Raw genomic sequence first — 24,935 nt, forward strand, 5'->3', positions numbered from 1 at the left:
AATTAGAAAAAGGAGTAAGGGCATGTATTCTGTAAAAGTAAGTAAAATCATTGAACATTTTAAGCTTGAGCCTTTAACACCGAATGTAGAGTACGATAACAGACAGGTTACAGAATCTGATGTAAATAGACCAGCTCTCCAATTAGCAGGATTTTTTGACTATTTTGATCCTACAAGATTACAGATTATTGGTAAGGTTGAGCATACTTATCTTCAGAAAATGAGTCAGGCAGACAGAGCAAAGTGTATTGAACGCTTAATGAGTTATAAAGAGATTCCTTGTATTGTTCTATGTAGGGAAGAAATTAATCCATTCCCAGAAATGATTGCCTGTGCTGAAAAATATGGTATCCCTATTTTTAAAACGCTTGAAGCAACAACAAGTTTCATTGCAGAAGTGAATAGATGGTTACATGTAGAGCTTGCACCTCGTATGTCTATGCATGGTGTTCTTGTAGACATTTACGGGGAGGGCGTACTCATTACAGGAGAGAGTGGTATTGGGAAAAGTGAAACAGCTCTTGAGCTTGTAAGAAGGGGCCATCGTCTTGTAGCAGATGATGCAGTAGAAATCAAACGTGTATCTGGTACAACACTTCTTGGGTCAGCACCAGAAGTTATTCGTCATTTTATTGAAGTACGTGGTATTGGAATTGTAGATGTGAAGCAGATTTTTGGGATAGGTTCTGTAAAAGAAATGAAGAATATTGACTTAGTTGTAAAACTTGAGTTATGGGATCAAAAGAAACAGTATGATAGATTAGGGTTGACAAATGAATATATGGATATTCTAGGTATTAATGTTGTAAGTCATTCTATTCCGATTAGACCAGGGAGAAACCTTGCGATTATTTGTGAAACAGCTGCCATTAACTTTAGACAAAAGAAAATGGGTTATAATGCGGCCGAAGCACTTAATGAACGTGTTATGAATAACTTACAAAATAATTTTAATAATTAATTCTTCAGGAGGAAAGCGATGTATTATATTGGTGTAGATTTAGGTGGGACAACTATTAAGGCGGGGTTACTTAATAGTGATTATGAGATTATTAAAAAAGTTGTGATTCCAACAGGAGCGGAGCGTTCATCAGAAGAAGTTCTAAGAGATATGGCTATGCTTTGCAGAGAAATTATGCAAGAGCATAACTTAACAGAAGAAGATGTACACTCTATTGGTATTGGGAGTCCAGGGATTGCTTCTCCGATTGAAGGCATTATTCATTATGCAAGTAATCTTAACTTTAACGAAGTAAATGTAAGAAATGAAATTCAAAAATATATTAACTTACCAGTTTACGTAGAAAATGATGCAAACTGTGCAGCTCTTGCAGAAGCAATTTGTGGTGCGGCTAAAGGTGAAAAAGACGTTGTCGTTATGACACTTGGAACAGGTGTAGGCGGCGGCATTATCATTAATGGTAAAGTTTATAGTGGTGCTTTCTGTGGTGGCGGAGAAATCGGACATCATGTGATAGAGATGAATGGTCGTCCATGTGGATGTGGACGTAAAGGTTGTTTAGAACAATATGCATCTGCTACAGCACTTATTAATGATGCAAAAGCAGCAGCGAAAGCAAATGCTGGAAGCAGCCTTAATGAACTAGTGGAAGATGGTAACTTAGACAATATGACTGCTAAAATTGTATTTGACGCAGCACAAAGTGGTGATGAAGTAGCCACAGCTGTACTTGACCAATACTTCAGATACGTAGCACACGGTGTAGCTAATATTGTTTATATGCTTCAGCCAAGCACTGTTGTATTAGGTGGCGGTATGAGTGCTCAAAAAGAAAACCTTACAGGTCCAGTTACACAATATGCAGCAGAGGAAATGTGTCCAGGGCTTGAGCTTAGAAATCCAGTTAAAGCAGCTATTTTAGGTAATGATGCAGGAATCATTGGTGCCGCATTAGTAGGAACAACTCTATAAAATACAATAGAATTAAAGCATTAGCTTGTTAAGGTGGGGATGAGTCAGTTCATCCCCACCTTAATGCATGACGTTATGAATGAAATGATAGATAAACTTAAAGGGGGCTTACAAATGAATCAAAAAGAACTACTTAAACGTTATGTCATGAAATATAAGTGGTTCTATATATTTGGTGTACTTATTTTATTACTTGTCGACTATATGCAACTTTTTATTCCTAAGATTATAGGAATGGTAACAGACGGAATTAAAGATGGCAGTATGGCATCAGAAGGGATTATTACAATGGTTATGACTTTAATAGGCGTAACTCTTGTGATGGCTCTTTCTCGTATAGGTTGGCGTTATTGTATCATAGGTTCATCAAAGAAGATAGAACGTGATTTAAGAGCAGATTTATTTGAAAAATGGGTAGAGTTAGATGCGCAATACTTTAATGCACATAAAACAGGAAATTTAATGGCTTATGCAACGAATGACTTAAATGCTATTCGTATGATGGTAGGACCTGGTGTTATTACTATATTTGATGCGGTCATTATGACATTTCTTGTAATAGGCCAGATGGCTTTTGACATTAACTTACAGCTTACTTTAGTAGCGATTATTCCAATGCCATTTATTGCATGGGGGAGTTACTATTTTGGTAAGATTATAAAAAGACGTTTTAAAATTAAACAAGAAGCTTTTGCACTTTTATCAGATAAGGTACAGGAAGCTTTTTCGGGGATTAAGGTTATTAAATCGTTCGTGCAAGAGTATTATGACCTTAAAGGTTTTGATGTTATTGCAGAAGATAACTATGATAAGAATTTAAAGCTTGCTAAACTTTCAGCAGTTTTAAATCCATTAGTGATTTTCTTAGTAGGTACAAGTTTACTTATTTCTATAGGTTATGGAGGGTATCTCACCATGGTTAATGAAATTACCATTGGTGAATTTGTAGCTTTCAATCAGTACATACTTATGCTAAGTTGGCCAATGCAAGCCATTGCTATGGGGATTAATACCTTTGCACAAGGTTCAGCTTCTGTGAAAAGAATTGATGAAGTTCTTCAAGTACAGGCAGTGGTTCAAGATGAGGAGGGTGCTAAAGCACTTGAGCAGGTAGAAGGAAATATTAAGCTTTCTCATTTAAACTTTAACTTCCCAGATAATAATCAACAAGGTCTGATAGATGTAAACTTAGATATTAAAAAAGGTGAAACGCTTGCTATTTTAGGCAGAACAGGTAGTGGTAAATCTACTTTAGTAAACTTACTTCTTAGAATTTATAATGCGCCAGAAGGGTCTATCTATATTGATGGTAAAGACATTATGAAAGCAACCGTGCAAAGTGTACGTGAACATATTGCTTATGTACCACAGGATAATTTCCTTTTCAGTGATACGATTGCCAGCAATATTGCATTTGGAGCGGATCACCTAACTAAAGAACAGATTGAAGAGGCAGCAAGAAAAGCAGATGTACATAGAAATATTATGGACTTCCCAGAGAAGTATGATACAGTCGTAGGGGAAAGAGGTACAACTTTATCAGGTGGACAGAAACAAAGGGTATCTATAGCAAGAGCGCTTATATTAGATGCACCTATTCTAATTTTAGATGATTCCTTATCTGCGGTTGATACAAAGACAGAAGAACTGATCTTAGAAAACTTAAAAGAAGTACGTGAAGGCAAAACAAATATTATTATTGCACATCGTATTTCAACCGTACGTCATGCAGACCGTATTGTAGTTTTAGAAGAAGGTCGTGTAGCTGAGTATGGTAATCATGAATCGCTTCTTGAGATGCAAGGCATTTATGCAGATATGTATGAAAAACAACAGTTGGAAGAAGAACTCAGTGAGGCATAAGAGGAGGAAACAAAATGAAAGATAAAGATAGTAGTCTTATAAAGCGTTTGCTTGCCTATGCAAAACCTTATAAATGGTGGTTCTTACTGGTTTTAATCTTTATGCTTGGAAGTACAGTTGCAGATTTAGCAAAGCCTGTACTCATAGGAAACGCTGTAGACTTATTTACTGAAGGTTATAAAATACCTTATGTAGAAGATGATAAGGCAAAGGGAACAATAGAATTTGAAGGGCGTAAACTACGTCATTTAGAAGAGAAAGAGAATATACAAGAAGTTTCACAGATGCTTCAATATAAGAGCCAGTATTACTGGGTACAGGAAATGAACTTAGAAGATGCCAAGGCAGTTTTGGCTATGACACCATCCATGTATCGTAATAGTATTTTAGAGAGCGAAGATAGTCTAACGATTGATGTAAATGGTCATACTTATAAAGGACGTTTATTAGAAAAAGAGGAACTTAAAGTATTAAGAAGTCTTAATCTTAAGCCACTAGCTATACTTGCAGGTTATTTCTTATTAGTACTTGTAGTAAGTTTTGCTTTCTTATATTTACAAGCAGTAATCTTACAGTATATTGGACAGAAAATTATTTTAGCTATAAGGCATGAAATTTATGACAAGATGCTGCATTTACCATTTAGATTTTATCATCAAAATCCTATTGGTAAGTTAGTAACAAGAGTTACCAATGATACAGAAACTCTTAATGAAATGTATACCAGTGTTCTAGTCAATTTATTAAAACAGGCATTTTTCCTAATAGGGGTTATGGTCATGATGTTAGCTACAGATGTGAAAACAGCCTTATGTGTTATTGGGCTTGTGCCAATTGTTGTTATTGCTACCATCATTTATAAACGTTTTTCAAGACGTGCGTATCGTGAGATGCGTAATAAGCTGACAGAAATGAATGCCTTCTTATCTGAACATTTATCTGGTATGCGTGTTATTCAAATTTTTACGCGTGAAAAAGCTAAAGTCAAACAAATGAAGAAGATTAACAATGAACACTTTAAGGCAAATATGAAAGAAATGACAGCATTCATGCTCTTTAGACCTTTTATTTTCTTCTTATGCTACATAGGTGTAGCGCTTGTACTTCTGGTAGGTGGACATAGTGTACTTCAAGGTGCCATGAGTGTAGGAGCACTTATTATTATGACATCTTATACAAAGGATTTCTTTGGACCTATTGAACAGCTTGCAGAGAATTTCAATGTACTTCAGTCAGCATTAGCTTCAGCTGAGAAAATCTTCACCATTTTAGATGAAGAAAATGAAATTATAGAAGGTACACGTCACATTGATTCAAATACTTTTAAAGGAGATATTGAATTTAAAAATGTATGGTTTGCCTATGAAGGTGAAGAGTGGATTTTAAGGGATGTTTCTTTCAAAATAGAAGCAGGACAAAAGGTAGCTTTTGTAGGAGCAACAGGAGCAGGCAAAACATCTATTTTAAGTTTAATTTGTCGTTATTATGATATTCAAAAGGGACAAATCTTAATAGATGGTATTGATATTAAGGAGTATGATACAGCAGCACTTAGAAGCCAGGTAGGACAGGTGTTACAGGATGTATTTATGTTTACAGGTGACATTAAAGGGAATATTAGACTAGGAAAAGACAGCATTTCCCAGGAAACTGTCGAAGCAGCAGCAAAACTTGTCAATGCTCATGAGTTTATTAAAAAATTACCACATGGGTATGATGAAGAAGTATTAGAAAGAGGTAATAGTCTTTCAACAGGTCAGAGACAACTTATTTCTTTTGCGAGAGCAGTTGCATATGATCCTAAGATCTTTATTCTAGATGAAGCTACAGCTAATATTGATACAGAAACAGAAAGTCTTATTCAAGATGCTCTTTATAAGATGATGGAAGGACGTACAACTTTAATGGTTGCCCATCGTTTATCAACCATTCAGCATGCAGACAACATTATTGTATTACATAAAGGTAAGATTAGAGAGATGGGTACACATCAGACACTACTTGCCAATAAAGGTATTTATCATCATTTATACCAATTAGCCCTTGAAAGCCAACACATGGCTTAGAGGAAAACTATAGAAATAAGAGGTATACAGAGAGTGGACAATAAATTAGAGCTTCAAATTAAATTAAAAGTAAAAGATGTGCTACGTTATAACTTATGGGTAGCCTACCGCTCTATTGTAAGCAAACTTATGCTTATTCTTGGAGTAGGTTTAACAGGATGGCTTATTTATAAAGTAAGTGTTAATACAGGTAGGTTAGATGTATTTATTTCACAAAACATTATATGGATTGTACTAGCTGTATTTATTCTTATAGTAACCCCATTTAAAGTTTGGACTATTACAGCAACACAGATGCAGGCGCCTATTTTTTCAGGTGTTTCGAAGTACATTTTTACAAAAGAAAATATTTATATGCAGGTAGGCGAATTAGAAGACACAGTTTCTTGGGATACCTACGTTAAAATTGTGGAAACGAATAAAGATTTTAGATTTTTTGTGGATAAAGTTCAGGCACAAATTTTCCCTAAACATAATATGACAGCAGAGCAAATAACAGTTTTAAAAGCATTGATTAAAGAAGCAAAGGATGAAGCTAGTTATAAGCTCAAATAGAAAGAGGACCAAATGGAAAGACTATTTCATATCTCTACAATTAACAAATACCTAGAGTGGTTTGAAGATGATTGGGATAAAATTAAAGCTTTTAGTGAGAGACATCAAATGGATGGGGTAGAGCTGGGTCTTACCTTGGATTATGATATTAGCCGTATACCAGAAGGAATTGTAAAAGGTGTACATCTAAGCTTCTATCCCATGTGGTTAGATTTCTGGCAAGGAAACTTAGAAAAAGTTGAACAGATTTTAGGTAGTAAAGAAGCAGTTAGAGCCTATTACGGTGGTGAAGATAAACAAGTAATGATAGATACGTATAAGAAGCAATATGAAAGGGCTAAAACTTTAGGTGCTAAATATATGGTCTTTCATGTGAGTCATGTATGTATTGAAGATTCTTTTACTTGGAAGTTTGATTATACAGATGAAGAAATTATAGATGCAGCTATAGAGTTGTTAAATGAAGTTTTCCCAGCAGATGAAGAAGGGCCGTTATTACTTTTTGAGAATTTATGGTGGCCAGGTCTTAATTATCTAGATAAAGAAGTGACACATAAACTTATTAAAGGCGTAAAATACGCGCAAAAAGGATTATTAATAGATATTTCACATCTTATCCTTACTAATTTACAAATTGGGACAGAAAAAAGTTGTTACGCGTATATTAAAGAAGTAGTTAAGAATTTAGGTGAATTAAAAGACTATATTTATGGTATGCATTTGAATAAGACATTACCTAAATATTATATGAGTCAAGATCGTAGTTATTTATTAGAACGTTATAGAGAGACGCAGGCACCAATGCTCAAAAATCGTATTTTAAAACAGCATATTCAAAAACTAGATCCACATCGTCCTTTTGATCATGAAATTGCTAAAAAAATTGTAGAGTGTATTAATCCTAAATTCTGTGTCTATGAAACAAATCCTGCGGATATTTATGAAATGGCTTATTTCTTAAAGCAGCAGAATAAGGCATTAGGCATTCTATATAAATAAAGGTATAATATATTAAACTTTAGTTTAATTATTAAATATTAATAAATATGTATAAAAAGAATAATTAATGTCGAGTAAATAGTTGACAGTATACTCCAATTTTCTTATAATAGTTTTGTAACAATTAGTTAATAAATTATGAGAAGCCGGAGGAAATGAAAATGCAGTTGAAGAAAACATTACTCGCAATAGGGATTGCGGTGACTACTATGTTAGTACCTTCACTTGTATATGGACAAGCTTATGGTAAAGTAAATGTTGAAACTTTGAATATGCGTCAGGAACCGAATACAAAAGCTACCAATGTAGGCCAGTTAAATCAAAAAGATGAGGTACAAATCATTGGTCGTGCAAATGAGGAATGGCTTCAAGTAAAAGGTAAAGATGGCAAATCTGCCTATGTTTTTAGTGAATATGTTTCTATAGAAGAGGCAGAAGGTGTTATTATAGGACAAGGTGTACGCTTAAGAGATTATCCCGCCACAACAGGAAGTAATGTATTTGACACCCTTAGTAAAGGTGATAAAGTGGTTATTCAATATACAGTAGATGGATGGTGTAAGGTTATCCATGATGGTAGAGAAGGTTTTGTAAGTGCTGAATATGTGGATTCAAAATTTATGGATGAAATAAAGTCCGAATCTATTTCAGAAGTAAAACGCATTGTGCCTACAAAAGTAGAAGCACCTGCTCAAACAGAATCCACAGCTTCTAAGAATAATGCATCAGGTTCAAGTAGCAGTAATAGCACTACAAAGCCAGTTGAAAGCTCAGAAAGTTTAGCAGATACTATTATAGAAGATGCAAAACAATTTTTAGGCAATCCATATGTATATGGAGGCAATAGTTTAACAAATGGTGTAGACTGTTCAGGATTTACACAACAAATTATGAAAAGACACGGCATTAGTATTTCTAGAACATCAAGTTCACAGTATACTAATGATGGATATAAAGTAAGTAGGGATGAACTACGTAAAGGAGACTTGGTATTCTTTGGTTACAATGGTTCGATCTCACATGTAGGTATTTACATAGGAAATGGACAAATGATTCACTCTGGAACAAGTAGTACAGGTATTACAATTAGCTCACTTGAAGGAGTTGGAAAACCTTATATAGGTGCAAAACGCGTATTATAAAATAATAAAAGACATATAGAAATGACTTTCTATATGTCTTTTTATATAATTACAGTAAAATAAGGGGAATAAAAATGAATAAAAAACCTAATATTTTATTCTTAATGAGTGATGAACATCGATTTGATGTAAGTGGATTTACAGGTAACCCAGTAGTACGAACACCATTTTTGGACCGTTTAGCAAAAGATGCAGTTATTTTTACTAATGCTTATACACCATCTCCAGTATGTATACCGGCTAGGCAATGTATAGCAGCAGGTCAGTTTCCAAGAACATGTGGAGTAGAGAACTATGGCCAAGACTTGCCACCCAATTATCAAACTTTTGCTAAGACACTTGTACAAGGAGGGTACAAAACTGCAGCAGCAGGTAAATTACATCACTTTGGTATAGACCAAATGCAAGGATGGCTTTATCGTATTGCTGGGGATTGTGAAGTTTCCTCAAAACATTATGCACAAGGCTGTAATAGGAGTGCTACATCTGATAATGCATCAGGACTTTTAGAAAGTGGCATCAAGTGGGATGATAAAAAAGAAATTCTTAGAGCAGGTCCAGGACATAGTGCATATGCAAGAAGAGATGAGTTAGCCGTACAAGGAGCCAAAAACTTTATCTATGAACACTTTATAGATAGTTATTATGATAGAGCTACGCCTTATGTACCTCTTATGTTATATGTAGGTCTTTTAAATCCCCACTATCCATACATAGCAGAAGAAAATCTCTTTAATTATTACCTAAATAGAGTGGAACTTTATAAAAATCAAGAACCTTTCAATCATCCTTTCTTAGGAAGATGTTCTAACTGCGGTCCACTTAGACCAGGCATAGATATTGATAAGAGGGATGTAAAAAGAGCCATGGCTGCCTACTACGCTAATATAGAAACTATAGATAAGCAATTTGAACAAGTATTTAAGGCCTTGGAAGAAGCTGGGGAGGACTTAGATGAATGGATTATTATTTATACAACTGATCATGGTGAGATGCTAGGAGAGTATGCTATATGGGAGAAACAAAGATTTTTTGAAGGAAGCGTAAAAGTGCCTTTATTTATTAGATACCCTAAGAAATATGAACCTAAAAAAGTAGATAAAAATGTTAATCTAGCAGATTTATTTGCAACCTTATGTGAGTTAACTAAAACGCCATTGCCAGACCACTTAGATAGTAGAAGTTTAGTGCCTTTAATGGCGGGGGATGATAGTGACTGGATGGATGAATCTATTTCACAATGGGGAGGAAGAAACCTTATGATTAAATGGGGAGCAGTAAAGTATCAGCTTTATACTGATGATGGGTCAGAGGTGCTATTTGATTTAGACACTGACCCAAGTGAAAGTAGTAATCTGATTCATCATGAAAAATATAAAGCGCTACTTCCTAAATTTAGAGAGCGTGCAGAAGCATTAGGCTTTAGATATAAAACATGTAATTAGAATTATCAGCATAGCGAGTAGCTTCACGTGCTAGCTGACCTAAGGTAATGGATTCTAACTGAGTAAGGAGTACCTGATCTATTTTATTCCAGACAAGATCCATAAGGACTTTATCTGTGATAGGATCAGAGGAAGAAGGTTTTGTGTGCTCGAAAAGGCTGGTTTCAACAGCTTGAAGAATGGTGTTTACTGTAATCAGTTCGGGGGGAGAGGCAAGTTCATAGCCTCCCCCTGCTCCTTTGATAGAGTGAACAAGCCCAGCTCTTTTAAGAAGTGAAAAAACCTGTTCCAAATAAATTTTAGAAATACCTAGTTTTTCTGAAATACGAATGATCGTTATACATTCATGATGAGCATTAAGTTGCGCCATATAAGTAAGAGCAGCTAAAGCATACCGACCTTTAGAGGAAATTTTCATAAAGAGGACCTCCATAAATCTTATTAATTCTATAGGTTTTATTAATTATAGTATAAAGATGAAGAATAAAATAAACAATAATATTAAAATATATATTTAAAAATATTGACTATTTAGATAAGGGGTGCATATATTATAATCATAGTAAACAGATATGTTTTATAAAGGAGCGTGTTGTAAATGGCAAAGATTTATAAAAGCTTAGTGGAATTAATAGGTAGAACGCCTTTACTTGAATTAAAAAACTATAGTGAGCAGCATGATTTAGAAGCTACTTTATTAGGAAAATTAGAATACTTTAATCCAGCGGGAAGTGTTAAAGATAGAATTGCAAAGGCTATGATTGAGGATGCAGAGGAAAAAGGCCTTCTTAACCCTAAGTCTGTTATTATTGAACCTACTAGTGGCAATACAGGCATCGGCCTGGCAGCTGTAGCAGCAGCAAGGGGCTATCGTATTATTCTTACTATGCCAGAGACTATGAGTATAGAAAGAAGGAATCTCCTTAAAGCTTATGGCGCAGAAGTGGTACTTACAGAGGGGGTTAAAGGTATGAAAGGAGCTATTGAGAAGGCCAAAGAGCTTACTCAAAGCATTCCTAATAGTTTTATGCCCGGTCAGTTTGACAATCCGGCCAATCCTAAAGTACATGTAGCGACAACAGGGCCAGAAATATGGGAAGATACAGAGGGAGAAGTAGATATTTTTGTAGCTGGAGTGGGTACGGGTGGTACTATAAGTGGCGTAGGTAAATATCTAAAGCAGAAAAATCCTAAAGTCAAAATAGTGGCAGTAGAGCCTTTTGATTCACCTGTTTTATCTGGTGGTAAGCCAGGGCCACACAAAATTCAAGGTATAGGTGCAGGCTTTGTACCACAGACACTAGATACTGCTATTTATGATGAACTTATTCCAGTTAAAAATGAAGATGCTTTTAGAGCTGCGAGAACCATTGCAAGATGTGAAGGTGTACTAATAGGTATTTCTTCAGGAGCAGCAGTATGGGCAGCTACAGAACTTGCTAAAAGAGCAGAAAATAAAGGTAAAACTATCGTAGTTTTATTACCAGATACTGGAGAGCGTTACCTTTCAACACCATTATTTAGTTGACAAGGTGAATACCTTTTACTATACTAATTCCTAATAATCAGAAGGAGGTAGAGACATGAAAACGATAGCAGCATTTTTTGATATTGATGGAACAATTTATAGAGAAGGACTTATTACAGAAGTCTTTAAGAAGATGGTTAAATATGAGCTGATAGATCCAAGTAAATGGGATAGTGAAGTAAGGCCAGCTTTCTTAAATTGGGATAAAAGACAAGGAGACTACGATACGTATCTACTTAAAATGGTAGATGTATATATAGAGGCTGTTAAAGGAATATCTCCTGATCATATGGAATATGTAGCAAAAAAGGTCATTGATCAAAAGGGAGATCGTGTTTATACTTTCACGAGAGACCGTATTAACTGGCATAAGCAAAATGCTCACAAAGTGATTGCTATATCTGGTTCACCAATTGAGCTTGTAAGAGAGATGTCTAATAAATATGGTATGGATGATTTTAGAGGTACCATTTATGAAGTAGGAGATAAAGGCACTTATAGTGGGAATGTTATACCGATGTGGGATGCAGTAAGTAAACGAAAATCTATTTTAGAAATGGTAGAAAAGTATAATATTGATTTAGAAGAAAGTTATGCTTATGGAGATACTGCAGGGGATATGACTATGTTGAAGATGGTAGGGCATCCTTTTGCTATTAATCCAACAAAAGAATTACTCTCTAAAATCTTAGAAGATGAGGACTTAAAAAAGAAGATCACAATCATTGTAGAGCGTAAAGATGTTACTTACCGTATGAATGTAGATTGTATAGATACTATTAATAGCATATACTAAAGGTAAAATATAATGAAGTGTGATACAATGTGCAGGAAGGGCAAGCTTTTTATGAGGTATAACAAAAGTCATTATGTGTGGGAATGTAAATGGTGAAAATACTAAGCTAGATTTGAAAGGGCCAAATGTTCTTCAGTAAAATGTATTGAATTCATTTCTGTTAAGATTATTTAACTTGACAGAAGACCCTTAATGTGTAAAAATAAAACATCTTTACTAGTGGGAGGGAAATGAATGAAAGCATTAGAATATTATAGAGAAATCCTTGAAAAAGCGGGTGTTACATTACCACAAGGTGTTGTAAAGAATGAAGAACATTATTTTTCTAAACTTTATATTGCTAGAGTACTTAGAGATTTAGAATATAATAAAGAAGCCTACGAAATAATGCGTGCTATGTATGAAGTGAATGAAGTGCGTTTTGACAAAACACTTTATGCAAGTCATGAAGATTATATTGAAGAAAAAGTAAAGTTCTTTGTAGAGCTTGCTAAGTTAAGCTATATTGTAACAGAGGAGCCAGCTCAGAGTATCCCTTATTTAGATGAGGCACTTATTAGATTAGATAGTGAAGAAAGTTCTTATCCATATATTAGCAAAACAGAAATAGAAAAATTGAAACAAGAGTATATCAACCTAGTAGGCTAAATAACCGCTAGGTTATTTTTTGTTTTGAGAAGAATCCCTAGCGGAAAAATATGGAGATGGCTATTTTCTGACTATAAGGATGATATAATAGAAGAAAAAAGATAGGAGAAGGAGGGGCCTATGGCATTATTTATACTAGGCACAGCTAAAAGTGGTAAAACGACAGCCTGTTATAAACAATTACAGGAAGAGCTAGCCAAAGAAGCTTATCATAATTTGATTATGCTTGTGCCTGAACAGTTTAACTTACAGGTTCAAGTAGAGCTAGCCAAGCTTCTAAAACCAGGATTATTAAGAACGGAAGTTATGAGTTTTAGAAACCTAGCTAAACGTGTTTTAAAAGAAGTGGGTGGCATAAAAGAGCCTGTTATCGATGATTTAGAACGTGTCATGATTTTAAAAAAACTATTAGAACAGCATAAGAGTGAGCTTGTTTACTATAAAACAACCTATGGCAGTGAAGGGTTTGTAGATGGTATTAATAGACTGATTACTTTATTTGAACAAAATGAAATAGATAAACCTTTCTTAGATGCATTAGAGCAAGATGAAAAGAGCAGTGCAGTTTTTAAAAGCAAATTACAAGATATTACAGCTATTAATGAATGGTTCCATACTTATATTGCCGAACGTTTTGTGACTGTAGAAAAAACAATGGAGCGCCTTGCAGGTGCTGTGCATAAAAGTGACTACCTCAAAGATTCAATTGTATGGATAGATGGGTTCTACGGTTTTACAGCAGTGCAGATGAAGATTATTGAAGAAATGATGCATAAGGTAAGTCAAGTTATTATTACACTTCCAATTGATCGTCACTATACAATGAATGAATACATTTATCCTAATAATCCTTTCTATGATAGCATTAAAAATTATCAGAGCCTTATGGCAAGATGTGAACAAGGTAATATACCTTATGAGACAATGGTAATGAAGGCTGATAACAAGGATAAGGATGCACTGGCTTACTTAAGCGAGAACTATCTAAAGCCTTATGTTAAACCATTTGACAATGAACAAGATGCTATTAGGATTATGAGTTTTCCTTCAAAGGATGAGGAAGTGACACAGCTTGCCTGTGAAATCGTAAGACTTATACGTGATGAAGATTATCGTTATCATGATATAGCAGTACTTGTAGGGGATATGGGGCAGTATAAATCTTCTCTTGTAAGTACTTTTAAAGAATATGATATTCCGGTTTTTATGGATGATAAGAAGAGTATTCATACCAATGGCCTAGTAGCTATTATCGATGCAGCTTTAGAGGTTATTACAACAGGCTGGACTTATAAAAGTATTATGAGCTTTTTGCGCTTTAATCGATTAGATTTGACCATAGATGAAATAGATACTTTAGAAAACTACTTATTAGAACATGGTATCCAAGGTAAGAAAAAATGGGATGCTACATGGGAGAGAGAAAGCAAAAGTATACCACTTGAAGTGATCCAAGCTATTAAAGAAAAGGTACAGGTGCCTCTTCTTAGTTTAGAGGAAGCTTTAAAAAGTGCTAAAGATGCTAGTGGTAAAATCAAAATTAGGGAGGCTAGCATAGCTGTTTATAATTTCTTAGAGAGTATTCATGCCTATGAAACAACTCAGCAGCATATTGCTTACTATAAGCAAGTAGGAGAGCTAAGCCTAGAACTTGAAAATACCCAGATATGGGGACAGGTTGTGGATACTTTGGAAAGATTAGTAGACCTACTTGGGGAAGAATCTGTCTCTATTAAAGTCTTTAAAAATATTTTAAAGACAAGTTTTGGTTATATTGAGATAGGTATTATCCCACCTTCAAAAGACCAAGTGATTGTAGGAAATATTGATAGAAGCCGTATTCCTCAAGTCAAAGCACTCTTTATTCTAGGTGTGAATGAAGGGGTTATTCCAAAGATAGATGAGAGTATGCCACTCTTTTCAGATATGGACAAGCTGACTCTTATGCAGCTTTGCGAAAAGGCAGATGAGAAAAGGTCAAGGTTATATGATGTTGTGGTGCATAATCCTTTATATATGGGGCAGTTCCTCGTTTATTATGCCTTTACAAGAGCAAGAGAAAAACTTTATGTGAGCACTATTCAAGCTGATGAAAATGGTAAGGCCCTTAGACCTTCTATTGTATTTTATAAATTACGTAAGCTCTTTGGAGAAATACCTTTTGAATGTGACCAGTTAGATGCGCTTCAGGCAGCTAAGCCAGCATTAGGTTATGTAGGTTGGCAACTTCGTAAATACCTAGATGGGCAAGGAGAAGAAGGTCCATGGCAGGATGCTATGAGTTGGTTTATGACCTCTAATGAGTGGAAGGAACGTATAAGACACCTTGCTTCTTATATGGCTTATACGAATCAGCAGGAATATCTAAGTGAAGAAAATGCTAAGAGTCTATATCCAGAGGGCCTTGTAACAAATATTTCACAGTTGGAGCTTTACCGTAATTGTCCATGCTGCTACTTTATACGTTATGGACTGAAAGCATCTGAACGTAAAGTACTTCAGTGGAATGCAGCCGATATAGGAACACTTTTCCATAGCACACTTGAGCGTTATCCAAAAGAACTGGCTAAGTGTAAGGCAACATGGGTTACTGCTACATCAGAGCAGCAGGATCAATGTATAGAAGAAGCACTGCGTTACAGTGCGGCTAAGCTTAGTCAGAATGCTAAACAGGATGGGCGTTTTGCTTATACTTTAAAGAAGGCACGTAAAATGACTAAACGTGCTATAGGTGCTTTAACCTATCAGCTTAAAGCAGGAGAATTTGAGCCAGAAGCATATGAAGTAAGCTTTGGTAGTGAGCAGATGCCACCTATTGAGATTGTTCTAGATAACGAGCATACTATTTTCTTAAAAGGACAGATTGATAGAGTAGATGTCTATACAAAGGACGGAGAAGGAAAATACATTAAAGTATTAGATTATAAGTCAGGTAATAAAAACTTTAGCTTACTAGAGCTTTATCATGGACTTCAACTGCAGCTTTTACTTTACTTAGATGCATATCTTCGTCTTAATGAAAAGAATAAAGCGGCTGGGATGTTTTACTTCCATATTGATACACGTACTGTTAAGTATGAAACTGGTATGGAGCTTAGTGAGGCACTTACAAAACAGCTTAAACAGTATAAGTTATCAGGACTTGCTGTAGATGATGTAGATATACTAGATAAGATGGAAAGTGGTGTGAAAGGTGAAATCCTACCAGCAAAAGCTAAGAAAGATGGTACATTAGGCAGTGGGGCTAGCGTAGCAAGTGAGGCGCAGTTTAGGCAACTTATTGAGTATATGCATGATTTAATACGTGGTTTAGGTAAGGATATGCTAGCTGGCAAAATCAGTGCCAAGCCGTGCAAACTAAAAGAAAAAGATGCTTGTGCATTTTGTAAGTATCACACCATATGCCAGTTTGATACAACCAATAAAGATAATACCTATGAGCAGCTTAGTCCATTAGGTAATAAAGAGATTTGGGAGGAACTTGCGAAAGGAGGAGAGGAACATGCCATGGACACCCATGCAACAGGCAGCAATTGATAAACGACATGCTAATATTTTAGTTTCGGCAGCAGCAGGTTCTGGAAAGACAGCTGTTTTAACAGAACGTGTCTTTAACCGTATTGTAGGCAATGAAACGGAAGAGGGGATAGATATTGATCGCTTCTTAATTGTTACCTTTACAAGTGCTGCAGCACATGAAATGAAAGAACGTATTGCAGATAAAATCAGTAAAGCTATTGAAGCTTTGCAAGTTGAAGAAGCTACTGAAAAGATTATAGAGAAGACAGCTTATTTAGAAAGGCAACTTACACTTCTTGCTAAGGCCTCTATTTCTACCATTCACTCTTTCTGTTTGAAATGTATTAAGAACTATTTTACCTATTTAGAGATAGACCCTAACATTAAAGTAGGTAATGAATCTGAATTACAGGTTATGAAACTAGATATTTTAGAAGAGATGTTAGAAGAAGCTTTTGATGCAGAAGATAACAGTGACTTTATGGAACTTGCAGAAACTTATGGAAGCATCCGCGGGCTAGAGCCTCTTATGGAACTTATTTTAGATCTTCATACCTTTTCAAAGAGTACAATTTTCCCTAATGAATGGCTAGAGGAAAAGAGTAAATTAGAAGGTGATGTGTGGAAGCAGGAGCTTCTAGAAGATATTTTTGAAAATCTAAAGGATCTTACAAAAGTCTATGACGAGGCGCTCAAAGTCACATGTCAGACAGCAGGACCGGCCTTATATGAGCCTACACTGAGAGGGGACCTAGAGCAAATTCAGACTGTATTAGAACTGCCAAGAGAAAATATGAAAGATATTGTAGATCATATCTATGGTATTAATTTTGGAAGGCTACCAAGTAAGAAGCAAGAGTGTGAGGAAACACTTAAAGAAAGGGTTAAAGCCTATAGAGAGCTTGCTAAAGATGTAGTAAAGAGTGCTCAGGGGGTGGCTAAACTTTTAAGTGATCCTTATTTAGAAGATAAAACTAAGCAGGCAAGTGGGCTTATGCAGACACTGGTAAAATGGGTCAAAGAGTTTGATATACGCTTTAGTGAAGCTAAGAAGGATAAAGGTCTTGTAGATTATAATGATTTAGAGCATATGTGTCTTAAGCTTTTTGTTAGACAAGAAGTAGATGAAACAGGTCATAAAGTAATGGCTTATACAGAAGTAGCAAAGGAACTTGCAGATTTCTACGAGGAAATTTACATTGATGAGTATCAAGATAGTAATGCTGTTCAGGAAACCATATTAGGTTCTATAGCTCTTGCTAAGGAAGATGGACCTACACGCTTTATGGTAGGAGATATGAAACAAAGTATTTACAGATTCCGCCTTGCTAACCCACTTATTTTTGCGGAGAAGTATCATTCTTTTAATAAGTATGAGGTAGAGGGTGCCCATAAAGATGTATGTATTGACTTGTCTCAAAATTTTAGAAGTCGTAATAATATTTTAGAAGCTACGAATGACTTGTTTAGTCAAATTATGAGTGAGCGTGTTGGAGAGCTGGAGTATGATGAGGATGCTAAGCTTAAGGTGGGTAATCTTTACGATAGTGGAGATGCACAGGATTATACCAGTGAGGTAGCAGGTGCGGTAGAACTATATTTAGTAGAAACAGGAAATGCTACAAAAGAAGTGGGTACAGAAAGTGAAGAGCTAGCAGGGGAAGCAAACATTCAAGAACTTAAAAATATTGAACTTGAAGCTCTAATGGTAGCTAAGAAAATAGGAACTCTTCTAAGGGGAGAAGGCAATCCTCAGGTAGTCTATGATAAGGATTTGGATAAATATCGTAAGGTGGAGCCTAAAGATATTGTTATCCTACTACGCTCAGTGCAGGATAAAGCTAACTTATTTGAAGAGGCTCTTTTGAGAGAGGGAATAGATGCTTATGCAGATGTAAGTAGCAACTTTTTTGGTGCGATGGAAGTTCAGATTATGCTAAGTCTTCTTCAGATTATTGATAATCCTAAGCAGGATATTCCCCTTTTGACAGTACTACGTTCGCCTATAGTAGGGTTAGATTTTGATGAGATTCTTGCCATTAGAAAGTTTGAAGAAGAGGTAGATTTTTATACAGCAATGTGTCATTATAGTGAGACAGGAGCAGGTTCTAAAACTCTTAATGACTTTATTCTGCTTCTGAAACACTATAGAGAAGTAGCTGTACTTATGCCACTTGAAGAACTTATGGCAAGGTTATTAATTGAAACAGGATACTACCAATATGTAGGAATGCTTCCAGCAGGTGCTAAGAAAAAAGCTAACTTAAAACTTCTTAAAAAGTATGCAGAAGACTTTGAAGCAAATAGTGGTGTTGGTCTGTTTGCTTTCTTACAGTATATAGATAGGTTGCGTACATCAGGTGCTAAAGTAGGAGAGGCTAAACTAGTAGGTGGAAGTGAGAACCTAGTAAGTATTATGACCATTCATAAGAGTAAAGGGCTGGAGTTCCCTATTGTATTTGTATGTAATGCCAACAAGCAGTTCAACAATCGAGATCTTATAAAGAATGTCCTTATGCATCATGAGCTAGGGCTAGGACCTAAGTATACAGATTTAGAAACAAACATTTTATATGAAACTTTACCATTTGAAGCTATTAAACGTAGAATTACCTCGGAAAATATTTCTGAAGAGATGCGTGTTTTATATGTAGCCTTGACAAGGGCAAAAGAAAAACTTTTTATTACAGGAACTGTGAAGGACTTAGATAAAGAAGTGCAAAAGTGGAGTCAGTTTGCCATTAGAGAAACAACAGGAATTTTACCTTTAGGTCTTAAAAAGTCTCCAAGCTATTTGAACTGGATTGGCATGAGCCTTTTTGCTCATAGTAAGTTTGATGATTTAAGAGATAGAATGGGCATGGGGCAGTTTTATCTTTTTAAAGGTGAAGGAGATTGGGCTTTAAATGTTATACCTGCTATACAGCTTATAGAAGAGCAGCAGACCTTGGAAGAAAAGGTGGAAGCGCGTGAATTCATTTTAGATCACTGGAATGTGGATGAGGCCTATAGTGAGCATAAAGCATTGATTTATAACCGATTAGGGTATACGTATCCTTACATGAAAGCTACTACAATGCCTGTTAAAGTAACTGTTTCTGATCTGAAAAAGCAAGCTATGTTAGAAGTTTACGAAGAAAGTAAACATACTTTAGGTGGGGAAGATGAGCAAACAGAAGAGATTATCACAGAAAGTGAATTAAGTTATAGCTTTGATGATAAAGTTATTCCACGCTTTATGAGACAAGAGGAAAACATGCAGGCCACAGTACGTGGTACACTTATTCATAGTGTATTGGAGCAGATAGACTTTATACAGTGCAAGAGCGCAGACCTTATTATGGCAGAACTTGACCGATTAGTAGAAACAGGTAAACTGCATGAAGAAGCAGCCCGCATAGTAGATGTATGTAAGCTGGAGCGTATGGCGACTTCTACTATGATAGAACGTATGGAAAAGAGTAAGCATGTCTGGAAAGAAAAAGCCTTTGTGTATCTACTTCCAGCCAATGAGGTGGATGAAACATATGACTTAGAGGAAGAAATTCTATTACAAGGAGTAGTAGATACATGCTTTATAGAAGAAGAAGGACTTGTCATTATTGATTATAAGACAGACTATGTAGATGGTAGAAAGCTTAAGGCAAGTATTGAGAAAATTAAAAGACGTTATCAAGTTCAGCTTGATTTATATGCAAGAGCATTAAGTGAGATTACAGGACTTCCAGTTAAGGAAAAATGCCTGTATCTATATCATATAGATGAATGGATCACACTTGATTAAAACTAGAACATAGAGGATGGGATAAAGCATGATTAAATTAGAACGCGTAGATGTAATGAATCTTGAAAATGCTATTCGTGGGGCAAGAAATCCTATGAATAGTTGGCATAGGATGGACAGTGAGTATAATGAAGCTGGGGAATATATCTTAGGTAAGAATGACCTGGATTTAGGCCAAAGATTATGCAAGGCTGGAAGTGACCATAGAAAATTCTTACGTCAAATCTTTTTATCTGTAGATATTAGTGCACCAATGTACTGGTGGAAAGAGTATGATACTTATAAAGTAGGGACAATAGCTAATTCTACAAGTACAATGCACAAAATTCATAGTAAAGTCTTTGAAAGAGAAGACTTTAGCTGTGATCATATGGATGAGTCGACACTTAAAGTGTTAGATGTCATCATTGAACAATTAGAGGCTTTAAGAGGTAATTTTAATGAAACAAAAGATAAAGTTTATTGGTATAGTATGATTCAACTTTTACCATCTAGCTATAATCAAATGCGTACATGTACTATGACTTATGAGAACTTAAGAAATATGTACCATGCACGTAAAAATCATAAATTAGAAGAATGGCGTACATTCTGTAAGTGGGTAGAAACATTACCTTATGCAGCAGAATTTCTTATAGATTAATTGAAAAGAGAGGTGATTAAAACAAGTAAGTTTTAATCACCTCTTTTTTTAGGCTTATCTAGTTAATAATATGAGGGTCAATTTTATTAGGTTCTTCTAAATATTTATTAAGCCTATGAGTAGAAGGACCTTCTATAATATCACCATCGTAGCTAAAACGAGAGCCGTGAGCAGGACAGTCCCAAGTACGTTCTATGCTATTCCAATTAAGCTGAGTGCCTACATGAGGACACACAATATCTACAATGTGAAGTTCACCGTTATCATCTTTATAGGCTCCATATTTTTTACCATCTAATTCTACAACTGAGGCACTATCATTTTCTTTTGGAAGAGAGGTAGAGGTGGAAGTCATGTGACTTTTAATCAATTCATAGATGCTGTTGACATTATCACTGATATAAGCAGCAGTAAAGTAACCACGCTTTCTAGATGGATCATAAACACCAGCGTCATTTGATTTACGATTTAGAACGAGGTCGCAAAGCTGGTGTGCAGCTATTGTACTGTTTAGGTTGCCCCATTTATTAAATCCTGTAGCCACATAAAGTTCTTCATCATGTTCATTGAGATAACCAATATAAGGGATGGAATCAGGTGTTACATAGCCTTGGGCACTCCAAGCATATTGATAATTACTTAGACCAAATACTTCTAGTCCGTAGCCTTTAAGGCGGTCAAAATGATTCGTATTGCTTTGACCTACTTTATGATTCTCACCAGCTATTAAAAGCCAAGTTTGGTCATTGGTACGGTAAGGACAAAGAGAACGTACAGGATCATCTTCATCAATAAAAGTAGCTTGTGGAAAAGATTTATCATATAAGCCGGCCACAATATAAGATTTTTCAGGTTTTAATCGAGTGAAGTAGAAACTATAGTGGTCGTAAAATGGATAGTGAGAACAGAAAAGAACTTGTCTTGCGGTAATCACTAAGTGTCCATCAATAATGGCACGCCATCCTGAATTAGATTTTTGAATATCTGTAACAGGTGTTGACTCATAAATTTTTATATTTCTTTTTAGAAGAATAGGGATTAGGCCATCTAGGTATTTTTTAGGATTAAAGATACCAGCATGAGTTTGAGAGAGAGCTACTTCAACATCAATAGGAAGATCAATATGATGTGTGAGTTCTCCTTCGATACCAATTTCTTCATAGACTTTATATTCTTCTTCAAATGCTGTTATACGGTCTGGACGCTTAGAAAAGATAAAAGAGGGAGCAGGTGCGAAATCGCACTCAATATGATACTTAGAAATATTTTCTTTTATCTTATTAAGAGCTTTTAAGTTTTCTTGATAAAAGTATTTGGCTTTTTCGAGCCCATAATAATTCTTGATTTTAGAGTAGACTAATCCTGCTTGAGGCGTCACTTTGCCTGTATTTCTTCCAGATGTACCATAGCCTATTTGATTGGAATCAATAAGCGTGATATTTAAATCAGTGTTAGAAAGTTCAAGAGCGGTACTGATACCTGTGAGGCCCCCTCCAATAATGAGAATATCTGTTTCTATAGATTCAGATAAAGGTTTAAATCGTTTGCCAGGTGAAAGATCCACCCATATAGATGTATGCATGATAGACTCCTTTGTATAAATAAGTTTAGTTAAATACAGATTTCCCCAATTTAGAGGAGAACATGCAAAAATAAAAAATCCCCAGTTCGCTGGGGATTTTCTTAATGTAAAGTTGTTTGGTTATTTTTGAGTGCTATACGCTCAGCTGCTAGATTGCTAATGAGCTCCTCAATAGTCCAATGGATAGAAGTCTCTGTAACAACAGCTATAAGTGGTCTTGGAATGCGGCATTTTTTTATACTTTCAATAAAAGCATTCATACGATTTGCAGGAACATTATTGAAGAGAATTGCCTTTTGAGTAGATATGTTCTCAGTTTTTACAGGAGTAAGAGAAGGATTTTCTAAAAGGTCTAATACTTTAGTAGCATTATAAGAACCATCTATGATAATCTGCTCGCCAATTCCTGTAAGACGTGCCACGTTTTTTAGTTGTTTAAGTTCTGCCGGACTGAAGGCACTTAGAACGACGCATATTCTAGGATGCGTACTATGTGCGTCTGTATTTTTTATAGATTCAAAAGACATATACCCACCGCCTGTAAATTTAAATTACTTGTTTAAAAGAGCCATTAATAGTTCGTTGTTTCTTTGTAAGAAAGCTTGCATTGCGTCTGCTGATAAGGATTGATTTGCAATAAGTGCTAAATCATATAAGTGTTTGCAAGCAAGTTCTTTTGTATGCTCATCTAGGTCTTTAGTGCTAAGTGCTGTAATAAGTGGATGGTTTTCATTAAGGACAAGAGTAGCCTCACTTGGTGGCATACCATTAGTATCCATACCATAAAGTTTCATCATCTCTTGCATACGGCGACTTTCTTCACTAATAAGAAGCATAGATGGTACTGTTTGACTCTTAAGTGTTTCAAGTTTCACTTTAAGTTTGTCATTATTTAAGATACTTGTAAAGAGTGTATTAAGTTTTTCCTCTTTAGCAGTGTCAATAGCAGTATTTTCTTCTTTAAGTGCTGAAGAAATATCAGCGTCGATGCGCATAAATTTAACATCTTTATTTTGCATTTCCATATGAGAAATGAAGGAACTATCAATTGGATGTGTAAGGTAAATAGCTGATAGATTATTTTCTTTAAACATAGTCACATATTGAGACTGTTTTTCTTTGTCAGATACATAGAATACTTTATTTTCATTTGTATCTTTAACTTTTTCTAAGTAGTCATTAAGTGTAATGTATTCATCATCAATTGTTTTATAAAGAATGTAATCTTTCATTTTAGTAGAGAATTTTTCTTCTCTTAAACATCCATATTTAATAAATGGAGAGATAGAATCCCAGCATGATTTGTAGTGGTCTAATTCTTTTTTATAAAGAGAAATAAGCTTGTCAGCTACTTTCTTAGTAATGTAATCAGAGATTTTCTTTACAAATCCATCGTTTTGTAAGAAACTACGTGATACATTAAGTGGAATATCAGGGCAATCTACGATACCTTTAAGAAGAAGTAAGAATTCAGGAATAACTTCTTTGATATTGTCAGCTACGAATACTTGATTATTATAAAGTTTAATTTTACCTTCTACCATTTCATACTCATTATGAAGTTTAGGGAAGTATAGAATACCTTTTAAGTTAAATGGATAGTCCATATCTAAATGAATCCAGAAAAGAGGTTCATTGTAGTCCATAAATGTTTTTGAATAGAATGTTTTGTATTCTTCATCTGTACATTCTGAAGGTTTCTTTGTATATAAAGGAATTGGATCATTAATTGGTTTAGGAGCTTCTACAGTATTTTCTTCACCTTCAGCTGAGGTTGTAGTCTCTTTGTTAGCATCTACTACATAGATTGGTACAGGCATAAAGTTACAGTATTTTTCAATAGTACTTGATAAAGTATAGAAATTAAGGAACTCTTTGCTTTCTTCTGTTACATGTAAAATAATATCAGTACCGCGAGTAGTACGTTTACCTTCACTTAACTCGTAAGTTGTACCACCATCACAAGACCAATGCACAGAAGGAGCACCAGTATAAGATAAAGTATCAATTTCTACAGTGTCAGCTACCATAAAGCTTGAGTAGAAGCCAAGTCCGAAATGTCCAATGATTTGTTCTTTGTCCATCTTATCTTGATATTTATTAAGGAAGTCTTCTGCGCCTGAAAAAGCAATTTGAGTAATATATTTCTCAACTTCCTCTTCAGTCATACCAATTCCGTTATCTGAAACAGTAATGGTACTTTCTTTTTCATTTACAGTTACAGTTACTTCAAATGGTGTTTGGGTTTCATCAGTAGTTTCGCCCATATCACAAAGCTTTCTAAACTTTAAAATAGCATCACATGCATTGGAGATTATCTCACGTACAAAAATATCATGGTCAGAATAAAGCCATTTCTTAATAATAGGGAAGATATTCTCGCTATGAATAGATAAGTTACCTTGTTTAGACATTATAAAACCTCCTAAAGA

At 35.2% G+C, this 24,935-nt stretch carries 18 protein-coding genes; 14 read left to right on the forward strand and 4 right to left on the reverse strand.

The window, feature by feature from the left end; translation table 11 throughout:
- Window positions 1-22: 22 nt before the first annotated feature.
- The 8 genes from hprK (at window position 23) to H8718_RS03665 (ending at window position 10,003) form a co-directional block, all read left to right on the forward strand.
- Window positions 23-961: an HPr(Ser) kinase/phosphatase gene (gene hprK / locus H8718_RS03630; RefSeq protein ID WP_177670200.1), complete on the forward strand. Its 939-nt coding sequence runs from the start codon at window positions 23-25 to the stop codon at window positions 959-961.
- Window positions 962-979: 18 nt separating this feature from the next.
- On the forward strand, window positions 980-1,933 hold the full coding sequence (locus H8718_RS03635) for an ROK family protein (protein WP_249331590.1): 954 nt from the start codon (window positions 980-982) through the stop codon (window positions 1,931-1,933).
- Window positions 1,934-2,047: 114 nt separating this feature from the next.
- Window positions 2,048-3,796 (forward strand): ABC transporter ATP-binding protein, encoded by a 1,749-nt coding sequence (locus H8718_RS03640; RefSeq protein WP_249331593.1) that lies wholly within the window; start codon window positions 2,048-2,050, stop codon window positions 3,794-3,796.
- Window positions 3,797-3,810: 14 nt separating this feature from the next.
- Window positions 3,811-5,862: an ABC transporter ATP-binding protein gene (locus H8718_RS03645; RefSeq protein WP_249331594.1), complete on the forward strand. Its 2,052-nt coding sequence runs from the start codon at window positions 3,811-3,813 to the stop codon at window positions 5,860-5,862.
- A 33-nt stretch (window positions 5,863-5,895) separates the two neighbouring features.
- Window positions 5,896-6,417, forward strand: coding sequence for a YcxB family protein (locus tag H8718_RS20745; protein ID WP_249331597.1), 522 nt, complete (start codon window positions 5,896-5,898; stop codon window positions 6,415-6,417).
- Window positions 6,418-6,429: 12 nt separating this feature from the next.
- The gene (locus H8718_RS03655) at window positions 6,430-7,416 is read left to right on the forward strand and encodes a TIM barrel protein (protein ID WP_249331599.1); all 987 of its coding nucleotides are present in this window, start codon (window positions 6,430-6,432) and stop codon (window positions 7,414-7,416) included.
- 161 nt (window positions 7,417-7,577) lie between these two features.
- Window positions 7,578-8,558: a C40 family peptidase gene (locus H8718_RS03660; RefSeq protein ID WP_249331601.1), complete on the forward strand. Its 981-nt coding sequence runs from the start codon at window positions 7,578-7,580 to the stop codon at window positions 8,556-8,558.
- Between the two features lie 74 nt (window positions 8,559-8,632).
- Entirely contained in the window at window positions 8,633-10,003 is a 1,371-nt protein-coding gene (locus H8718_RS03665; protein ID WP_249331604.1) for a sulfatase-like hydrolase/transferase, read from the forward strand.
- Here H8718_RS03665 and H8718_RS03670 read toward each other — a convergent pair.
- Window positions 9,981-10,421 carry an RrF2 family transcriptional regulator gene (locus H8718_RS03670; protein WP_249331606.1) on the reverse strand — a complete coding sequence of 147 codons (441 nt, stop codon included), beginning with the start codon at window positions 10,419-10,421 and terminating at the stop codon, window positions 9,981-9,983. The genes H8718_RS03665 and H8718_RS03670 overlap by 23 nt on opposite strands.
- A gap of 180 nt (window positions 10,422-10,601) precedes the next feature.
- Here H8718_RS03670 and cysK point away from each other — a divergent pair, with 180 nt between their 5' ends.
- The 6 genes from cysK (at window position 10,602) to H8718_RS03700 (ending at window position 20,921) form a co-directional block, all read left to right on the forward strand.
- Window positions 10,602-11,531 carry a cysteine synthase A gene (cysK, locus tag H8718_RS03675; RefSeq protein WP_249331609.1) on the forward strand — a complete coding sequence of 310 codons (930 nt, stop codon included), beginning with the start codon at window positions 10,602-10,604 and terminating at the stop codon, window positions 11,529-11,531.
- A gap of 55 nt (window positions 11,532-11,586) precedes the next feature.
- Window positions 11,587-12,327 (forward strand): HAD-IB family hydrolase, encoded by a 741-nt coding sequence (locus H8718_RS03680; protein ID WP_249331612.1) that lies wholly within the window; start codon window positions 11,587-11,589, stop codon window positions 12,325-12,327.
- A 234-nt stretch (window positions 12,328-12,561) separates the two neighbouring features.
- On the forward strand, window positions 12,562-12,975 hold the full coding sequence (locus H8718_RS03685; protein ID WP_249331616.1) for a hypothetical protein: 414 nt from the start codon (window positions 12,562-12,564) through the stop codon (window positions 12,973-12,975).
- A 120-nt stretch (window positions 12,976-13,095) separates the two neighbouring features.
- The gene (locus H8718_RS03690; protein ID WP_249331619.1) at window positions 13,096-16,512 is read left to right on the forward strand and encodes a PD-(D/E)XK nuclease family protein; all 3,417 of its coding nucleotides are present in this window, start codon (window positions 13,096-13,098) and stop codon (window positions 16,510-16,512) included.
- Window positions 16,478-20,278, forward strand: a complete 3,801-nt coding sequence (addA, locus tag H8718_RS03695; protein ID WP_249331622.1) for a helicase-exonuclease AddAB subunit AddA — start codon at window positions 16,478-16,480, stop codon at window positions 20,276-20,278. Before H8718_RS03690 ends, addA begins: the two co-directional genes overlap by 35 nt.
- A gap of 28 nt (window positions 20,279-20,306) precedes the next feature.
- Window positions 20,307-20,921 carry a hypothetical protein gene (locus H8718_RS03700; RefSeq protein ID WP_249331625.1) on the forward strand — a complete coding sequence of 205 codons (615 nt, stop codon included), beginning with the start codon at window positions 20,307-20,309 and terminating at the stop codon, window positions 20,919-20,921.
- Window positions 20,922-20,979: 58 nt separating this feature from the next.
- Here H8718_RS03700 and H8718_RS03705 read toward each other — a convergent pair whose 3' ends face one another.
- The 3 genes from H8718_RS03705 to htpG all read right to left on the reverse strand — a co-directional run bounded on the left by H8718_RS03705 (window position 20,980) and on the right by htpG (window position 24,917).
- Window positions 20,980-22,503 carry an FAD-dependent oxidoreductase gene (locus H8718_RS03705; protein WP_177670182.1) on the reverse strand — a complete coding sequence of 508 codons (1,524 nt, stop codon included), beginning with the start codon at window positions 22,501-22,503 and terminating at the stop codon, window positions 20,980-20,982.
- A 101-nt stretch (window positions 22,504-22,604) separates the two neighbouring features.
- A complete protein-coding gene (locus H8718_RS03710) occupies window positions 22,605-23,030 on the reverse strand; it encodes a DUF3783 domain-containing protein (protein WP_249331626.1) in 426 nt (141 codons plus the stop codon).
- Window positions 23,031-23,054: 24 nt separating this feature from the next.
- On the reverse strand, window positions 23,055-24,917 hold the full coding sequence (gene htpG, locus H8718_RS03715; protein WP_249331629.1) for a molecular chaperone HtpG: 1,863 nt from the start codon (window positions 24,915-24,917) through the stop codon (window positions 23,055-23,057).
- Window positions 24,918-24,935: the final 18 nt, after the last annotated feature.

Origin of the sequence: Zhenhengia yiwuensis, assembly GCF_014384995.1 — a bacterium.
Lineage (GTDB): Bacteria > Bacillota > Clostridia > Lachnospirales > Cellulosilyticaceae > Zhenhengia > Zhenhengia yiwuensis.